Annotated in this window: 11 protein-coding genes; 5 read left to right on the top strand and 6 right to left on the bottom strand. The window is 62.9% G+C overall.

Annotation, left to right across the window (positions count from 1 at the left end):
- Positions 1–56 precede the first annotated feature (56 nt).
- Complete coding sequence (locus tag FIU83_RS05710; RefSeq protein ID WP_152483154.1) at positions 57–971, top strand: LysR substrate-binding domain-containing protein; 915 nt, start codon at positions 57–59, stop codon at positions 969–971.
- Positions 972–986: 15 nt separating this feature from the next.
- On the opposite strand, the gene gcvA is transcribed toward FIU83_RS05710, so the two are convergent.
- Positions 987–1,904 carry a transcriptional regulator GcvA gene (gene gcvA, locus FIU83_RS05705; RefSeq protein WP_152483153.1) on the bottom strand — a complete coding sequence of 306 codons (918 nt, stop codon included), beginning with the start codon at positions 1,902–1,904 and terminating at the stop codon, positions 987–989.
- Positions 1,905–2,075: 171 nt separating this feature from the next.
- Here gcvA and FIU83_RS05700 point away from each other — a divergent pair, with 171 nt between their 5' ends.
- From FIU83_RS05700 to FIU83_RS05685, 4 genes are all read left to right on the top strand, one after another.
- Complete coding sequence (locus FIU83_RS05700; protein ID WP_152483152.1) at positions 2,076–3,569, top strand: aldehyde dehydrogenase; 1,494 nt, start codon at positions 2,076–2,078, stop codon at positions 3,567–3,569.
- Positions 3,570–3,579: 10 nt separating this feature from the next.
- A complete protein-coding gene (locus FIU83_RS05695; protein ID WP_152483151.1) occupies positions 3,580–4,782 on the top strand; it encodes an iron-containing alcohol dehydrogenase in 1,203 nt (400 codons plus the stop codon).
- Positions 4,779–5,969 carry a mandelate racemase/muconate lactonizing enzyme family protein gene (locus FIU83_RS05690; RefSeq protein WP_152483150.1) on the top strand — a complete coding sequence of 397 codons (1,191 nt, stop codon included), beginning with the start codon at positions 4,779–4,781 and terminating at the stop codon, positions 5,967–5,969. Before FIU83_RS05695 ends, FIU83_RS05690 begins: the two co-directional genes overlap by 4 nt.
- Before the next feature lie 71 nt (positions 5,970–6,040).
- Positions 6,041–7,753: a BCCT family transporter gene (locus FIU83_RS05685; protein WP_253939550.1), complete on the top strand. Its 1,713-nt coding sequence runs from the start codon at positions 6,041–6,043 to the stop codon at positions 7,751–7,753.
- A 169-nt stretch (positions 7,754–7,922) separates the two neighbouring features.
- Here the strand turns inward: FIU83_RS05685 and FIU83_RS05680 are convergent, their stop codons facing one another.
- From FIU83_RS05680 to FIU83_RS05660, 5 genes are all read right to left on the bottom strand, one after another.
- Positions 7,923–8,291 (bottom strand): tautomerase family protein, encoded by a 369-nt coding sequence (locus tag FIU83_RS05680; RefSeq protein WP_152485264.1) that lies wholly within the window; start codon positions 8,289–8,291, stop codon positions 7,923–7,925.
- A 172-nt stretch (positions 8,292–8,463) separates the two neighbouring features.
- On the bottom strand, positions 8,464–10,974 hold the full coding sequence (locus FIU83_RS05675; RefSeq protein WP_152483149.1) for a CoA transferase: 2,511 nt from the start codon (positions 10,972–10,974) through the stop codon (positions 8,464–8,466).
- Positions 10,975–11,048: 74 nt separating this feature from the next.
- Complete coding sequence (locus FIU83_RS05670; RefSeq protein WP_152479275.1) at positions 11,049–12,611, bottom strand: BCCT family transporter; 1,563 nt, start codon at positions 12,609–12,611, stop codon at positions 11,049–11,051.
- A gap of 68 nt (positions 12,612–12,679) precedes the next feature.
- The gene (locus FIU83_RS05665) at positions 12,680–13,441 is read right to left on the bottom strand and encodes an enoyl-CoA hydratase-related protein (RefSeq protein ID WP_152485263.1); all 762 of its coding nucleotides are present in this window, start codon (positions 13,439–13,441) and stop codon (positions 12,680–12,682) included.
- Positions 13,442–13,734: 293 nt separating this feature from the next.
- Positions 13,735–15,135 (bottom strand): CaiB/BaiF CoA-transferase family protein, encoded by a 1,401-nt coding sequence (locus FIU83_RS05660; RefSeq protein ID WP_152483148.1) that lies wholly within the window; start codon positions 15,133–15,135, stop codon positions 13,735–13,737.
- Positions 15,136–15,139: the final 4 nt, after the last annotated feature.

The following is a 15,139-nucleotide window of genomic DNA, read 5'->3' as shown; positions in this document are numbered from 1 at the left end:
TTGGATTCAGCGGCATAGTGGGGAAACTTCAATCATCGAGGAAACGATTCGTTCCGATGCATTCCATCGACAAAGACGATGGCCAGAACCTGCCGATCCTCGACACCGAGTTGCTCAGCGCCTTCGTGGCGGTGATCGAGAACGAGGGATTCACGGCGGCGGCTCGCCAGCTGCACAAGACGCAGTCGACCATCAGCCAGCGCATTCGTACCCTCGAGGAGCGAGTGGGCGTTCCACTGCTGCATCGCACCAGTCGGCAGTTGCACCTGACCTCGGACGGCGAGACCTTCCTGGTCTATGCGCGTCGGTTGCTGCAGCTGCAGCGAGAGGCCATCAGTGCGCTTGGCCATGGTGATCGGGAGGGAGTGATTCGGTTCGGGCTGCCCGAGAATTACGCCGAGGCCTGGCTCCCACGGCTATTGGACCGCTTCGCTCAGCGCCACCCGCGCATCCGGCCCCATATCCACTGCCGCATGTCCAGCGAACTGATCGAGGCCCTGGAAAGCGGAGAGCTCGACCTGGCACTGACGGTGCGTCATGCCAACCATGGCAACGGGGACGTCCTGGGCACCGAGTCCCTGGTCTGGACCGCGCATCGTGACTTCCAGCACGACGCAGGGTCACCGCTTCCCCTGGCGCTGTTTCCGGATCACTGCCCCTACCGTCAGCGCGCCCTGGATAGCCTGACTCGCCAGGGGCGGCAGTGGTCGCTGCAATACACCAGCCAGAGTCCGACCGGGCTGCGCATGGCCGTCAACCAGCGCAACGCCGTGACCGTGGCCGACCGCCGCACCCTGCCGGTCGACTGGCAGGTCCTCGATGAGCCACTGGGCCTGCCTCCCTTGCCGCCGGCGCAGCTGGAACTGCACCGCTCGCCGAGCTTCCAGCACCCTGCCGGGGACGACCTGATTGCGCTGATCAGGGAACTGCTCACCATGGATGACTCGTGCGCCAATGCCGGCGATCCCTGATCGTCGGCTTTCGCCTCAGGCCTGTTCGGAGAAATCGGACGGCGGGTCACTGACCTCCTGCCGCAGCCAGCGACGAAACAGCGCCATGTTGGTGGACTCCTGCTGCTCATGGCGCGTCACCAGCCAATAAGATTGATGGCCGGTGACCTCCACATCCAGCAACTGGACCAGGTCGCCCCGCATCAGCTCACGGCCAATCATGTGCCGATCGGCCACCGTCACCCCGACCCCATTGATGGCTGCCTGAATGGCGAGCTCGAGCACATCGAAGGCCAGGCCTCGACCTGTCTCCACGCCGTCGATGCCCGCCGCTTGCAGCCAGTGCTCCCAGGTATGGAACCGGTCATCGTCGCGCAGCACATGCAACAGGGTGTGTCGGGTCAGATCCACTTCACGGCCGCGCCGCCCCTCGAGCAGATGGGGAGCGCAGACCGCGACATGCGTTTCCTGCAGCAGCAGCTCGGCATCGATGTCCGGCCACTCGCCCGCACCGAAACGGATCGCCCCATCCAGTTCGTTGCGATCCAGCAGGTCATCCTCGAAGCGGGTGGTAATCGACAGCTCGAGTGAGGGATGCAGTGCATTGAGACGGCCCAGCCGGGGCACCAGCCAGCGGCTGGCGAAGGTCGGCGGCACGTTGATTTTCAGCCGTGACAGCGCCTGCTGATCGCCCAAGCCGCCCACCGTCCAGGCAATCCGATCAAAGGATTGGCGCAATACCGGCAACAGACGCTGGCCCGCGGCGGTGAGCCTCAATTGGCCACCGCTGCGATCGAACAGTGCCACCCCCAGCTGTTCCTCCAGCAACTTGACCTGGCGGCTCACGGCGCTCTGCGTGACGCAGAGGCGCGTCGCTGCCTGGGTGAAGCTCAAACACTGGGCGGCGGCCTCGAAGGCCTTGAGCGCATTCAATGGTGGCAGCGATCGCTGCATGTCTCCCCCCTCAAAAAACTCGTGCCAAATGAAAATATAACGTGATTTTCGGGAGGATACCGCATCCTGGATGACTTTTATGAATACCATCTCTGCATAATGGTCGTTTGTTTCGCTACCGCAGCCCCCCTAGGATGCGGCGGCTGTCCATACCCTAGGGAGAACGACACGATGAGCGAGCGCTCCTTGACCGATTGGCAACACCTCGCCCGCACCCTGCCCCTGCCCCACCAGGCCTATCTGGGCGGTGAGTTCTGCGATGCCGCCGATGGTGCCACCTTCACGGCCGAGAACCCGGCCACCGGCGAGCCTCTCACCCGCGTAGCCGCCTGCCAGGCCCAGGACGTCGACCGCGCCGTCGCCAACGCCCGCAAGACGTTCAACGCCGGTACCTGGCGTGACCTGCCGCCGGCCGAGCGCAAGGCCAGGATGCTCGCCTGGGCGCAGTTGATCGAGCGCCACGCGGACGAGATCGCCCTGCTCGAGACCCTGGAAACGGGCAAGCCGATCTCCCAGACCACCAGCGTCGATGTGCCGGGGCTGGTCGGTGGCCTGCGCTACTATGCCGAAGCCCTCGACAAGCTCTACGGCGAGACCGCCCCCAACGGGCCTTCCAGCGTCTGCATGATCGATCGTGAGCCGGTGGGCGTGGTCGCCGCCGTGGTGCCCTGGAACTACCCGCTGATCATCGCCGGCTGGAAGATCGGTCCCGCCCTGGGCGCCGGCAACTCGCTGATCCTCAAGCCCGCCGAACAATCCAACCTCGCCACCCTGCGGGTCGCCGCGCTGGCCAGTGAGGCGGGCATTCCCGCCGGCGCCTTTCAGGTGATCACCGGCCTGGGCCATGAGGCCGGTGAAGCCCTGGGGCGACACATGGACATCGATGCGGTGGGCTTCACCGGGTCCACCGAGATCGGCAAGCGCTTCCTGGCGTATTCGGCGGAATCCAACATGAAGCGGATCGGCCTCGAGTGTGGCGGCAAGAGCCCGCACATCGTCACCCGAGACGTCGAGGACCTGGACAAGATCGCCATGTATGTGGCCTATGGCGTCTGGTACAACCAGGGTCAGACCTGCCATGCCGGTACCCGGCTGATCGTCGATCGCCAGATCAAGGACGCCCTGCTGGAGCGACTGGAAAGCTGGGCCAGGAAGCTTGAGCCAGGCGACCCCCTCGACCCCGACAACCAGATCGGCGCCATGATCGAGGAGCCCCAGCTGGAGAAGGTCCAGCACTACCTGGCCGAAGGCCAGCGCGAGGGTGCCAAGCTGCGCTTCGGTGGCGAAAGGGTGCGCCGTGATAGCGGCGGCTACTACCTCACGCCGGCGGTGCTTGACGAGGTCAGTAACGACATGCGCATCGCCCGCGAGGAGATCTTCGGCCCGGTGCTGGTGGTACTCACCGTCGATGAGCTGGACGAGGCTATCGCCATCGCCAATGACACCGACTACGGCCTCGGTGCTGCCATCTGGACCGACAACCTGAGCAATGGTCATCGTGCCGCCCGGTCACTGAGGGCCGGCACCGTCTGGGTCAACTGCTACGACCACACCTCCATCAATGCGCCCTTCGGGGGCTTCAAGCAGTCGGGACAGGGTCGCGACAAGTCCCTGCATGCCTTCGACAAGTACACCGAGCTCAAGACCACCTGGATCGAGATCTGAGGAGCCCCGCATGCAGCAAGATTACGAGAACGGTCGCCAGGCCCACGTCATCGCGGGTCCGGGTTGTATGGCACGACTGCCGGAACTGCGTCGGCAACAGGGTGCCGAGCGCTATCTGCTGATCACCGATGCCGGACTCGAGGCCAGCGGCATGCTGGCCCCCTACCTGGCCGAGCTCGAGCAGGATGCCGAGGTCATCCGCTTCATCGCCCCCGCCGGAGAGCCCAGCGTGGCCACCGTCGACCAGGCGGCGCAGATGGTGCGCGAGCTCGATGCCCCCCTGGTACTCGGCATCGGCGGCGGTACCGCCCTGGACATCGCCAAGCTGGTGGCAGCGCTGGCCGCCAGCCCCGGAAAGATGGAGACCTATCTGCTGGGCCGCAGCCCCTGGGTCGGCAAGGCGCCAGCGGTGATGATCCCGACCACATCGGGCACCGGCAGCGAGGTCACTCGGACCTCCATCCTGGCCGACGGCACCGGGCGCAAGCTCTGGGCCTGGGGCGACGAGCTACTCCCCGAGGCCGTGCTGCTCGACCCCGAACTCACGCGCTCGCTTCCGGCTGCCTTGACCGCGGCCACGGGGCTGGATGCCTTCGTGCATGCCCTGGAAGCCACCACCGGCCGCAACCGCAATCACCTGATCGAGAGTCAGGCGCTGGCCGCGATTCGCCTGATCGGGGCCTCCCTGTCAGAGGCGGTGCATGCCCCCGCAAACCTCGAGGCTCGCCAGCAGATGCAGGAAGCCGCCTGCCTCGCCGGCATGGCCATCGACAATGGCGGTACCGGGATCGCGCACAACATCGGCCATGCCCTCGGCAGCCTCTACCACCTGCCTCATGGCGTGGCCGTGGCGCTCGCCGTCGAGGCCTCGCTTGCCTGGTCGATCGAGGGCCATGAGGCCATCTTCGACCCGAGCGCCCATGCCTTGATGCCGGGCAGCAGCGCGGATGCCCTGCCCGGGCTGTTCACCGAGCTGGCCGATGCCAGCGCCTTCGACCAGGCCCTCGTTCCCTTCTTGGACCTGGAGATGGACGCCGCGACGCTGGCCGAGGTGATGCAGGCCGAGGAAAACGCTCCCATGGCCAACAATGCCGCGCGCATCCCCGAGGAGGATGACTGGCAGCCGCTGGCCGAGCTCACCGTGGCTACCTTTCAGCGCCGCCGGCAGCGCCTGCTGGACACCCGGACGACGACAGAGGGGGCCGTCGCATGACAGCCGCATTGAACGACGCCCGTGTCCCCCTCTTCACGGCCCCGGGCCAGTCGAGCCGCATCGCCCGTATCGAGATCAGCCACCACCAGTTCGAGCTCGACCCGCCCTTCCCTGCCGCTTGGGACAGCCAGCCGCGCCGCCGCTTCCCGGCGACCCTGGTTCGGGTGATCGACAGCGAAGGACGCGAAGGGATCGGATCTGGCGATGTCATGTACGGCTTCGATGACTTTCGTCACCTGTTCATCGGCGAGGATCCACTGGATCTGGAGCGCCATGCCGGCGTGATCGACAACATCGGCTTTCATGCCGGGCGCTGCTGGCCGCTCGAGGTCGCCCTGTGGGATCTCGCCGGCAAGATCCTCGAGACCCCGGTCTGGCGCCTGATGGGCGGCGTCTCGAACCGCCTGCGCGCCTATGCCTCCAGTGGCACCCATCGCCCCCTAGAGGAAGTAGTGGCCCTGGCCGAGCAAGTCCGTGAGGCCGGCATCCCGGCCTTGAAGCTGCGCTTCGGTCGCCCTCGCCTGGAGGATGACCTGGCCGTGCTCGGCGCCGTGCGCCGCGCCGTCGGCGACGACCTGGAACTGATGGTGGACTGCAACCAGGGCTGGCGGATGCCCTGGGACGTCAAGACGCCCTGGCAGTTCGACCAGGCGCTGGAGGTGGCTCGCGAGCTGGAGCGCCAGCGGGTCTACTGGATGGAGGAGCCGCTGTATCGGGGCGACTATGCCGGCATGGCAAGGCTCGCCGAGGCGACATCCCTGAGGATCGCCGGCGGCGAGATGACGCGAGAGCCCTACGAGTTCCAGGAAATGCTGCGCCAGGGCTGCCTGGACGTCTATCAGCCCGACGCCGTCTGTTCGGTAGGCATGCTGGGACTGGCACGTCTGGCCCGCGAGATCGTCGACGCCGGCAAGCTCTTCACGCCGCATACCTGGGGCAATGGCATCGGGGTGATCGCCAACCTGCACCTGACCGCCGGTGCCGTCGGGAGCGAGGGCGCGCCCTACCTGGAGTACCCGCTCGACCCGCCCGAATGGACGCCCGAGAAGCGTGACTTCCCGCTGTCTAAGCCCCTTCTGGCGGATGGCGAGGGCTGGCTGACCCTGTCGGAGGCGCCGGGTCTCGGCCTTGAGCTGGATGAGGAGCGCCTGGCCGCCACACGTGCCGACCAGGCCACCTATCAATAACCCATCAAAGTAGTCGGCACGGCCCCTTTGCCTGTGTTTTCCGACGGAAGCGACTGCCCTCCAGTGCAGCATTGGCCCACGCGGCGACTGCCCTGGAGGGCAGCCTGCTAGGGGCCTCTTGCCCCGCCACCACGTCCACCTACAAAAAAGGAGTCGCTATGTTCCATCAGATGCGACCACTGGTCTTCTGGCCCCCCTTTATCCTGCTGATGCTGGCGGTGGGCGCCAGCATGATCGATCTGGAAAGCTTCCTCGACGTGACGGGAGGGCTCAATACCGCCATTCTCGAGAATGTCGGCTGGCTGTTTTCCCTGACCTCACTGGCCATGGTCCTGACCTGCCTGATCGTCTTCCTGTCACCCTTGGGCCGCACCCGCATCGGCGGTGAAAACGCCCGACCGATGCTCTCGGCATGGCGCTGGTTTTCGATCACCCTGTGCACCACCGTGGCGGTGGGCATCATGTTCTGGTCGACCGCCGAGCCGCTCTATCATCTGCATTCCCCCCCGGCGTCACTCGATATCGCGGCCAACAGCCTGGATGCGGCACGCTTCTCCCTGTCGACCATGTTCCTGCACTGGTCCTTCACTCCCTATGCCATCTACACCGTGCCCGCCGTGATGTTCGCCATCGCCCACTACAACATGGGCAAGCCCTTCTCGCTGGGTTCGTTGTTCACACCCATCCTGGGTGACCGCCTCATCGGCCGCCCGGGACGGTTGCTGGATGCCCTAGCCCTGTTTGCGCTGGTCTGCGGCATGGCTTCGTCGCTGGGCACCGGCGTCATGACCCTGGCCGGCGGCGTCGACCGTTTCCTCGGCACCGGCACCGGGCCGCTGGCGCTGGGCATCGTGACCCTGGCGATCGTGGCGATGTTCACCGCCTCGGCCGCCAGCGGCCTGCAGCGCGGCATCGCCGCACTCTCGGCCCTCAATACGCGCGCCTTCTTTGTCTTCATGGCCTTCATCTTCCTGTTTGGCCCGACGCGTGACATCCTTGGCTACGGCGTGGAGGCCAGCGGTGCCTATGTCGGACAGTTCCTGGAAAAGAGCCTGTTCACCGGCGCCCTGGCCGACGATCCCTGGCCGAAGAGCTGGAGCGTCTTCTACTGGGCCAACTGGATGGCGTGGGCCCCGATCACGGCGCTCTTCCTCGGCCGAATCTCGCGAGGCTATACGGTACGCCAGTTCATGCTGATCAACCTGGTGGCCCCCGCACTGTTCGCCATTGCCTATGTCTCGGTCACCAGCGGCAGCATGTTGCACCTGGACCTGGCCGCGGGCGGGACCATGCAAGCGCTACTCCAGGAAAATGGCCCGGGCGCCATGGTCTACGCACTCCTCGACGAACTCCCCCTGGGCGGCCTCAGCGCCGCAGCCTTCCTGGCGATTGCCTTCCTGTCCTACGTGACGGCCGCCGACTCCAACACCGAAGCGATCAGTCAGCTCTGCAGCAACGGCAGTCAGGCGGCGCTGGCCGGCGACGGCGACGATGATGATGCCGCGCGTCGACTCCCGCTCAAGGTGCTGTGGGGCATCACGATCGGCACCGTGGCCTGGATCATGACCAGTTTCGTCGGGGTGGAGGGCATCAAGATGCTATCGAACCTGGGGGGCTTTCCGGCGCTGCTGATCGTCATCCTGGCGACGGCCTCTCTGCTGCGCCTGGTGAGCCTGGGCACGGCGGGGGCCGGCATGGAGCGAACGCCGTCGCGCACCTACTCCGAAGAGGCCCATGCCCGCTGGCAGCAGCGGCGGCGCTTGGCAGAGTCGGAACAGACATGATGGCTTACCTATCCGCCCTTATGGGCGGATAGTTCATTGTGCTGGCCTATACCACCTACCACTGATGTGCCCCAAAGAGCATTTCTTCTCACACCTCATCCTGAGCACTCGGCTGCCAAGAAAGCAAAAGGCCCGCATTAAGCGGGCCCGATGCGCAAATCCAGTCTCCTCACTCCGGACAGAACTGCGCCACCCCATCCTGGAACGACCAATCGATATCCCGGTTCTCGGTGATGGTAATCATCACGTTTCCGGGATCGATGCCGGGATTGCGAGCCAGCGATTTGACCACTCTGGCATAGAACGCCTTCTTGGCATGATCGGGCTGGCCGCCTCGCATCACCAGATGCATCATCACACGATCTGTATCGCGCTTCTGAAGCTGAAGGCATTCAGGATCACACTCATTAACCACTTGATATCGATCATCCTCGGGAAACCCCATGGTATCGATCACCGCCGCATTGACCTCATCGGAAATTGCCTTGATGTAATCTCTGGATTTCCCCTTAAGCACATTGATAGTGACAAATGGCATCATGCCCTCCAGTTGCAGCCAGGAGTCTGGCTGCCATGTATGAAAATGAAAAATACGGGTTCCGTATGCCGAGCACTGTGTGAGCCTCGACGCAAGAAATAGTGAGCCAGTGCCACACCCTAAAAGCCTTCAGGTGCGGCACCGATCATCCAGAAGAAAGACCTCGTAACCGTCAGGTCGGCAGGTACTCACGGCTCCAGCTCTCAGACACGACACCCTCCTCGATCAAGCGATCGATCTCTTCGGTCGAGTGTCCTAGCTCCTCGAGCACGCTCCGGGTAGAGGCTCCATACTTTTCGGAAGGCGCCAGCGGGTAGATCCTGCCCCGCTTGGGTCGGATTGCATAGGGGTCAAGCTGGGTGATCACATGCCCGCTGGGGTGATCCTCATAGACAGAGAAGGAATAGCTTCCCCGGTCAATCCCCGTACTGTCGTCTGCCGGATGCGCATTGTAGGAGCGGAGCGTCTCGAGGTTTTCACAGACGGCGGCAGCGATGTCGGCCGCCTGCAAGCGCTCTACCCAGTCGAGGGCGCGCATGGTCAGGAAGCGTGGCGCCAGAAAGGCGGCGCGTTCGCCATGAGGCACCTCCTCAAGGCCTTCCAGGCCCTCGACCTGCGAGAATTTGGGCAGGTCATACTCATAGGCACTGATCAGCAGGATGCCGTCAGAAGCAGAGTAGAAACGCGACAGGTCATCGTAACCATTGACCTCACGACCCGCCGGTTCATCGAACAGCCCGCGGCGCTCATAATCGTAGCAGAACGGCAGCTGTGCCAGACCGCTCAGGGCAGACAGCGAGGTCTTCACGCGATCGACCTTGCCTGTCTTGAGCTTTTGATACAGTGCCGTTGCAATACCGAGCGAGGCCCCGAAGCCACACATGACATCGATGGTGCCGACGTGGGCATGTTCTTCCGGCGTGTCCATGCTGCCACCGAAGCGCAGCATGATGCCGGTTGTTGCCTGCACCAGATCGTCGTAACCGAGGTAATTGGTCCGTGGCCCCGGCAGTACACCGCTGAAACAGTCCAGCTGACAGAAGATGGCCTGAGGATTGAGGCGCTTCATGCCCTCTTCGGTCAGCCCCATGCGTGCCACCTGCTTGTCGGTGGCGTTCCATACCACCACATCACTCTGACGGATGAGTTCCTCAAGAATCTCCCGCCCTCGCGGCTGGGTGATATCGGTCAGCACGGATCGCTTGGAACGCATGTGCGACATACCGAAGATGACGGTATTCCAGCAGTCATAGAAGGGTTTGGCCGGATCGATCTTGATGACTTCTGCCCCGAATCGTGCCAGGTAAGCCACGGAGTGCGGCCCAGCAATCACGTTGCACAGGTCGAGAACACGCACCCCTTCCAGCCAGCCATCACGGGCATTCTTGGCCCGCACCCTCGGCAGCTTGGTCTCGATGCTGAGTAGTGCGTTCAGCGCATCCTGAAAGCCGACCCAACGACGAGGCGTAGGCGACAGCATCTCCGTGCCGCTACTCTGCAGCCATACCATCGGGCCGGGTTGTGTCATGACGCCAAACTCCGGGTCGTCCACTTCGACCATCAACCCGGCCGTCTCGGCATGGTCATCGTGAATCCATTCCTGCAGCCAGCGCTGGGGGGCACCGGGGAACTTGCCGCGACCGAAGATCTTCTCCCACTCCTTGGAGGTACGTGTCATGAAGACCTCTTTCATGCGGGCGGCGATGTGATCGGCCCAGTGCTTGGGCAGGGGATAGACGCCCAGCGACATGTCGGAGGCCCACTCGCTGGTCGGCCGATAGGTATCCGGTTCCTCGTTCATGCCCTCGGCGACCAGTTCATCGTAGATGCCCAGCACCTTCAGGCAACGCTTGGCGTGCTGATTGTGGCTCGGACAGACCACATAGAACATGCGGCCATCCTTGCACTTGTAGCTACGATAAAAGGGATCCAGCAGTTCCTGGAGTTCATCGTAGCTGAGGTTCATGGGCAGGCCTTCGATACGCCGCCGCTCGATCTCCTTCTCACGCTGGGTCTTGTAGCGCTCCGGCAGGTCATCGATCTTGATCGAGTTATACGTCAGCCCTTCCATCAACGCACAGACCAGGGGGACTTCGATTTCATCACCCAGCCCCGTGCGCTCACGCCCCTGCAACGCCAGCACGACCGAAGATGCTGCCAACATGGTGCCGTAGGCAGAACCCAGTGGCAGTGGCGAGAATGACGGATTGACCCCCATCAATACCCGGTTGAGCCCCATATCCGTGAAGACGCCGGAGTTGGCCGCGATAACGCTTTCGAAGGCGTGCCAGTCACGCCTCAGCTGGTCGTTGGAGGCGAAGCCAGGAATCGACAGCGTGATCAATTCGGGACGATCCTGCCGCAAGACCGTGAAGTCGATACCGAGGCGCGCCATCACACCGGGACGGAAACTCTCGATGACGATATCGGCTTCTTCGATCAACGCCAGTGCCTGCTCCAGCCCCTCCTCCTGTTTGAGGTCGATAGATACGCTCAGTTTATTACGATTGAGGGTCGCGTTGGCGGGAGATTTCCAGATAGGCCCGCCTGGAGGATCGACATGGACGACGGTGGCGCCCAGATCCGCCAAGATCATGGCCACCGCCGGACCGGCAATAAACTGTCCAAAGTCGATGACCTTGACGTCTTTCAAAGGCAGATTGGAATTGGGATTTAACGCCATCTTGGGGTTCCTTATCACGCCGATATTGCTTTATTGGATCTAAAGGAGGCTTTTCAGCCTCCTGACATGATCAATTAATTTCGATGGTCTTCGATGACGAGATGCGGCTCCAGAACCTTCTTGGCGAAGTCCTGCCGCAGCCAGCGGATCAACGACCAGACCAGAATTCCTAGCACCGGTATCATGGGGAGGGCCACCACGATGGTCGACGTCTGGACGGCCTTGAGCCCGCCGAGCTGAATCAGGGCAACCCCTACCCCCGCGATCAGAAAGGCCCAGGTCAAGCGGATGGAGCGCTTAGGCTCTTGATAACCGGAGAGTTTTCTGGATGTCACCGAGGCCAGGACATAGGCAGAACTGTCCAGGGTAGTGGCCAGGAAGATGAAGCAGAGCAGGATGAACACGCCCGTGACCACCTCTGACAGAGGCAGCGTGTTGAGAATGGCCTCTACGGCTGCCGGAATGCCGCCCTCATCGAGGATACCTGCCACATCCAGTGCACCACTGATCTGAAGATCGAGCGCATAGCCGCCCCAGATGGCAAAGAACACCCAGCACCCCAGTGCACCAAACACCATCTCCGCGATGATGAGTTCACGAATGGTTCGACCACGAGAGATGCGCGCCACGAACAACCCCATCATGGGCGCGTAGGCGATCCACCATGCCCAATAGAATACCGTCCAGTCCTGCCAGAAGCTCGAATCGCCGACCGGATCGGTCCAGAGGCTCATTTCCACGAAATGAGACGTCATGTTGCCGAGACTGTTCACCCATCCCTCGACCATGAACAGCGAGTCCCCCACCAGGAAGGTGAACGCGAGCAGGAAGATGGCCAGCCAGACATTGATATCGGACAGGATACGGATCCCCTTGGCCAGACCGAACCATACGCTGGCAGAGAAGATCGCGGTCCAGATCAGCAAGACGCCGACGTCGAGCATGAAAGATGGTTCGATGCCGAGCAGCCCACTGGCAAGCTGTGAGACCAGCGGAACCGCCAGACCCAGCGAGGTGCCCACGCCACCCACGATGCCAAAGACGACGACCGCATCGAGGATGGATCCTATCCACCCATCGGCATGATGACCCAGCACACCACGCGAGGCGACAGAGAGCCTGACACCGGGGCGGTTGTGGACATACATCGAATAGGCGATGGGAATCGCGGGCAGGCAATAGAACGCCCAGGGCGTGAAGCCCCAATGGAACTGACCGTAGGTAAGCGCCCACTCTGCTGCGGCATCACTCGCGGGCTCGACACCGAAGGGAGGGCTCGTGAAATAGTAAATGGGCTCCACCCATGCCCAGTTGACGATAGCGATACCGATCCCGCCGGCGAAGATCATCGCCACCCAGCTGAAATACGAAAACTCTGGCTTGTCGTCAGGCCCACCCAAACGCACATTTCCATACCGACTCAGCGCCAGCCCTATCAGAAACAGGACGACACTCAGTCCGGCGATCATATATAGCCATCCAAACTTCCCTGTCGCAAAAGCGAAAGCGGCGTTGACCAGGGCAGCCCCAGACTCCGGGAAGATGATCAGCGGGACCACCAGCCCAATGATAACGAAGACTGAGGGCAAAAAGACCCTGAAGTCCAGGCTATCGCCTGACTTGCTTGGCGTGCTCATGTGATTTACCTCTTGATTGTTAAAATTGTTCTTCAAGGTGCTTTTAAAGGCATCTTTAGCCCCTACACCTACCGATGACGAAAGACCGGGGCGCGTTTCTTGACGAAGGCGTTCATGCCCTCCTTCTGTCCTTCGGTCGCGAAGGCCGCCTGGAAGAGCAGGCGCTCCTGGCGCAGGCCCTCGGCGAGCGGAGTCTCGAAGGCGGCATTGACGGCGGACTTGGCCATCTTGACGGCCGGCGCGTTGTAGCCGGCGATGGTATGGGCCGCCTCGAGCGCGTTCTGCATCAGCTCGTCCTTGGGCACCACCCGAGCCACCAGGCCGATCTCCTTGGCTTCCTGGGCCCCGATGTTGCGACCGGTCAGCACCAGGTCCATGGCCATCGCCTTGCCGACCGAGCGGGCCAGGCGCTGGGACCCCCCGATACCGGGCAGGATGCCCAACTTGATCTCCGGCTGGCCGAACTGGGCGTCGTCCGAGGCGATGATAAAGTCGCAGAGCAGGGCCAGTTCACAGCCACCGCCGAGTGCAAAGCCACCGACCGCGGCGATGATCGGTTTGGAGATCTGGCGCACCTGGTCCCAGGGAGACAGGAAGTCATCCATGTAGAAGTCGGTGAAGGACTTCTCGGCCATCTCCTCGATATCGGCACCGGCCGCGAAGGCCCTGGGGTTGCCGGTGATGACGATCGCGCCGATGCCCGGGTCGGCGTCCAGCTCGCGAAGTACCGCGAGTGTCTCTTCGGCCAATTGCCGATTGAGCGCATTCAGGCTCTTTGGGCGGTTCAGGATGATGAGCCCGACCCGCTCTCGCCGCTCCACGACGATCATCTCGGGGCCGGTGTCGTTCGGCGCATCAGACGCCGAGGTCTCGGCGTGTTTCGATTGCGGCTGCGTGTCCACTGTCTTGTTCATCTTCCAACTCCCATTTATTGTGGGTGGTCTACAAACGTTTCAGGCAAAAAACCTTGCCGTGTCAGCTCGTTGGAAGAGCCGACATGATTGTATTCATCTCAAGATGACGGCCCCTGCCCCGGGCGTCCCGCCACTGCAGGCATGACATCCTCTGTCATCTTCCGGGGAGACGACCGAGGCGAACCTTGAGCGCCTCATGGCCTCACTCGCTACTCGGTCGGATCGGCTTGTCGCGTTTTACGGCTGGCTTTCACCTGCGCCTTCCTTGGCCGCTCCCGCCCACTCTCGTGGGCTGGTTCGGGGCCCGATCGAACGGAGCCTGAGCCATGGGAGGCGGCGGGACGAAAGTCCTGAAGCGACATCTCCGTGTCGGATGTTCCGGAGGCCGCGTCCTGCCCATCCGGCGGTGTTGGCAGGTGGTAGGAACCGTGGCGCGCCATCAGTTCGGCCAGGATGGCTTCGCGATGTTGCCCAAGCCCCGGTGCACTCGAGGGGACCTCGCTATCGAAGTCCTCGCGCCCGGTCAGCTTGATCGGGTTGCCTGCCGTCCGGAAGGGCTTGCCGGCCTTGCCCTGGACCTGAACGATCATGTTGCGAGCCTTCAACTGCGGGTGATCGAACAGCTTGTCGATGGTGTTGATCGGCGAACAGGGCACCCCTTCCTCGTTCAGCAGATCCACCCAGTGCTGGACGGGCTGCTGTGTCAGGATCTTTTCCATCTCGGCGACCAGCTCGGGGCGGTTCTGGCAGCGCAGGTCGTTACTGATGAAGCGGGGATCGAAGGCGAGCCTCGCGGCACCGATGGCATCGGCCATCAGGAGGAAGAGAGTATCGTTGCCGGCGGCGATGACAAGCTTGCCGTCCTTGGCATTGAAGCTCTCGAAGGGCGCCAGTGAGGGGTGGCAATCGCCGGTTCGGTTGGGCACCTTGCCCTCGATGTCATAGCGCGCCAGGGCGGTTTCCATCAGCGCCGCCTGGCAATCGAGCATGCCGATATCGACGCGGGTGCCCTGCGCATCCTTGGTCCGGCTGTAGAGCGACGCGATGATGCCCACCGCCGCGAAGAGCGCCGCACTTAGATCGCCGAAGCTGGTTCCCACCCGTGCCGGCTCGCCGTCGGGCCATCCCGTCAGACTCATGATCCCGCCCATGGCCTGTACCACCATGTCGTAGCCGGGCAACTCGCTGAAGGGACCGGTATGACCGAACCCCGAGATCGAGGAATAGATCAGGTGAGGGTGCGTCCTGGCCAGGCGCTCCGGGCCGTAGCCCAGGCGATCCATCACGCCGGGGCGGAAGTTTTCGACCAGCACATCGGACTCATCCAGCAACCGTTCCAGCAGCTCGCGGTCGCGGGGTGACTTGATATCCAGGACGATGCTTTCCTTGTTGCGGTTGAAGCAGCTGAAGTACGCGCTCTCGCCCTCGACGAACGGACCGAACTCGCGGGTATCGTCGCCGGTGCCGATCTTCTCGACCTTGATGACGCGGGCCCCCAGATCGGCCAGCACCATGGTGCAATAGGGCCCGGCGAGCACCCGAGAAAAATCGAGCACGGTCACCCCATCGAGAGGGCCCTTCTTGAGCTCCGGTTGCGTAAAGGTGGCCATCGGT

It is taken from the genome of Halomonas sp. THAF5a (assembly GCF_009363755.1).
GTDB lineage: Bacteria > Pseudomonadota > Gammaproteobacteria > Pseudomonadales > Halomonadaceae > Halomonas.
This window is presented reverse-complemented; position numbering and strand designations above follow the sequence as displayed.

Excerpts from the sequence above, each read along its gene's own strand:
- FIU83_RS05710 (WP_152483154.1), top strand. The coding sequence starts at position 57 with ATGCATTCCATCGACAAAGACGATGGCCAGAACCTGCCGATCCTCGAC.
- FIU83_RS05700 (WP_152483152.1), top strand. The coding sequence starts at position 2,076 with ATGAGCGAGCGCTCCTTGACCGATTGGCAACACCTCGCCCGCACCCTG.
- FIU83_RS05675 (WP_152483149.1), bottom strand. The coding sequence starts at position 10,974 with ATGGCGTTAAATCCCAATTCCAATCTGCCTTTGAAAGACGTCAAGGTC.
- FIU83_RS05680 (WP_152485264.1), bottom strand. The coding sequence starts at position 8,291 with ATGCCATTTGTCACTATCAATGTGCTTAAGGGGAAATCCAGAGATTAC.
- FIU83_RS05660 (WP_152483148.1), bottom strand. The coding sequence starts at position 15,135 with ATGGCCACCTTTACGCAACCGGAGCTCAAGAAGGGCCCTCTCGATGGG.
- gcvA (WP_152483153.1), bottom strand. The coding sequence starts at position 1,904 with ATGCAGCGATCGCTGCCACCATTGAATGCGCTCAAGGCCTTCGAGGCC.
- FIU83_RS05695 (WP_152483151.1), top strand. The coding sequence starts at position 3,580 with ATGCAGCAAGATTACGAGAACGGTCGCCAGGCCCACGTCATCGCGGGT.
- FIU83_RS05670 (WP_152479275.1), bottom strand. The coding sequence starts at position 12,611 with ATGAGCACGCCAAGCAAGTCAGGCGATAGCCTGGACTTCAGGGTCTTT.
- FIU83_RS05665 (WP_152485263.1), bottom strand. The coding sequence starts at position 13,441 with ATGATCGTCGTGGAGCGGCGAGAGCGGGTCGGGCTCATCATCCTGAAC.
- FIU83_RS05690 (WP_152483150.1), top strand. The coding sequence starts at position 4,779 with ATGACAGCCGCATTGAACGACGCCCGTGTCCCCCTCTTCACGGCCCCG.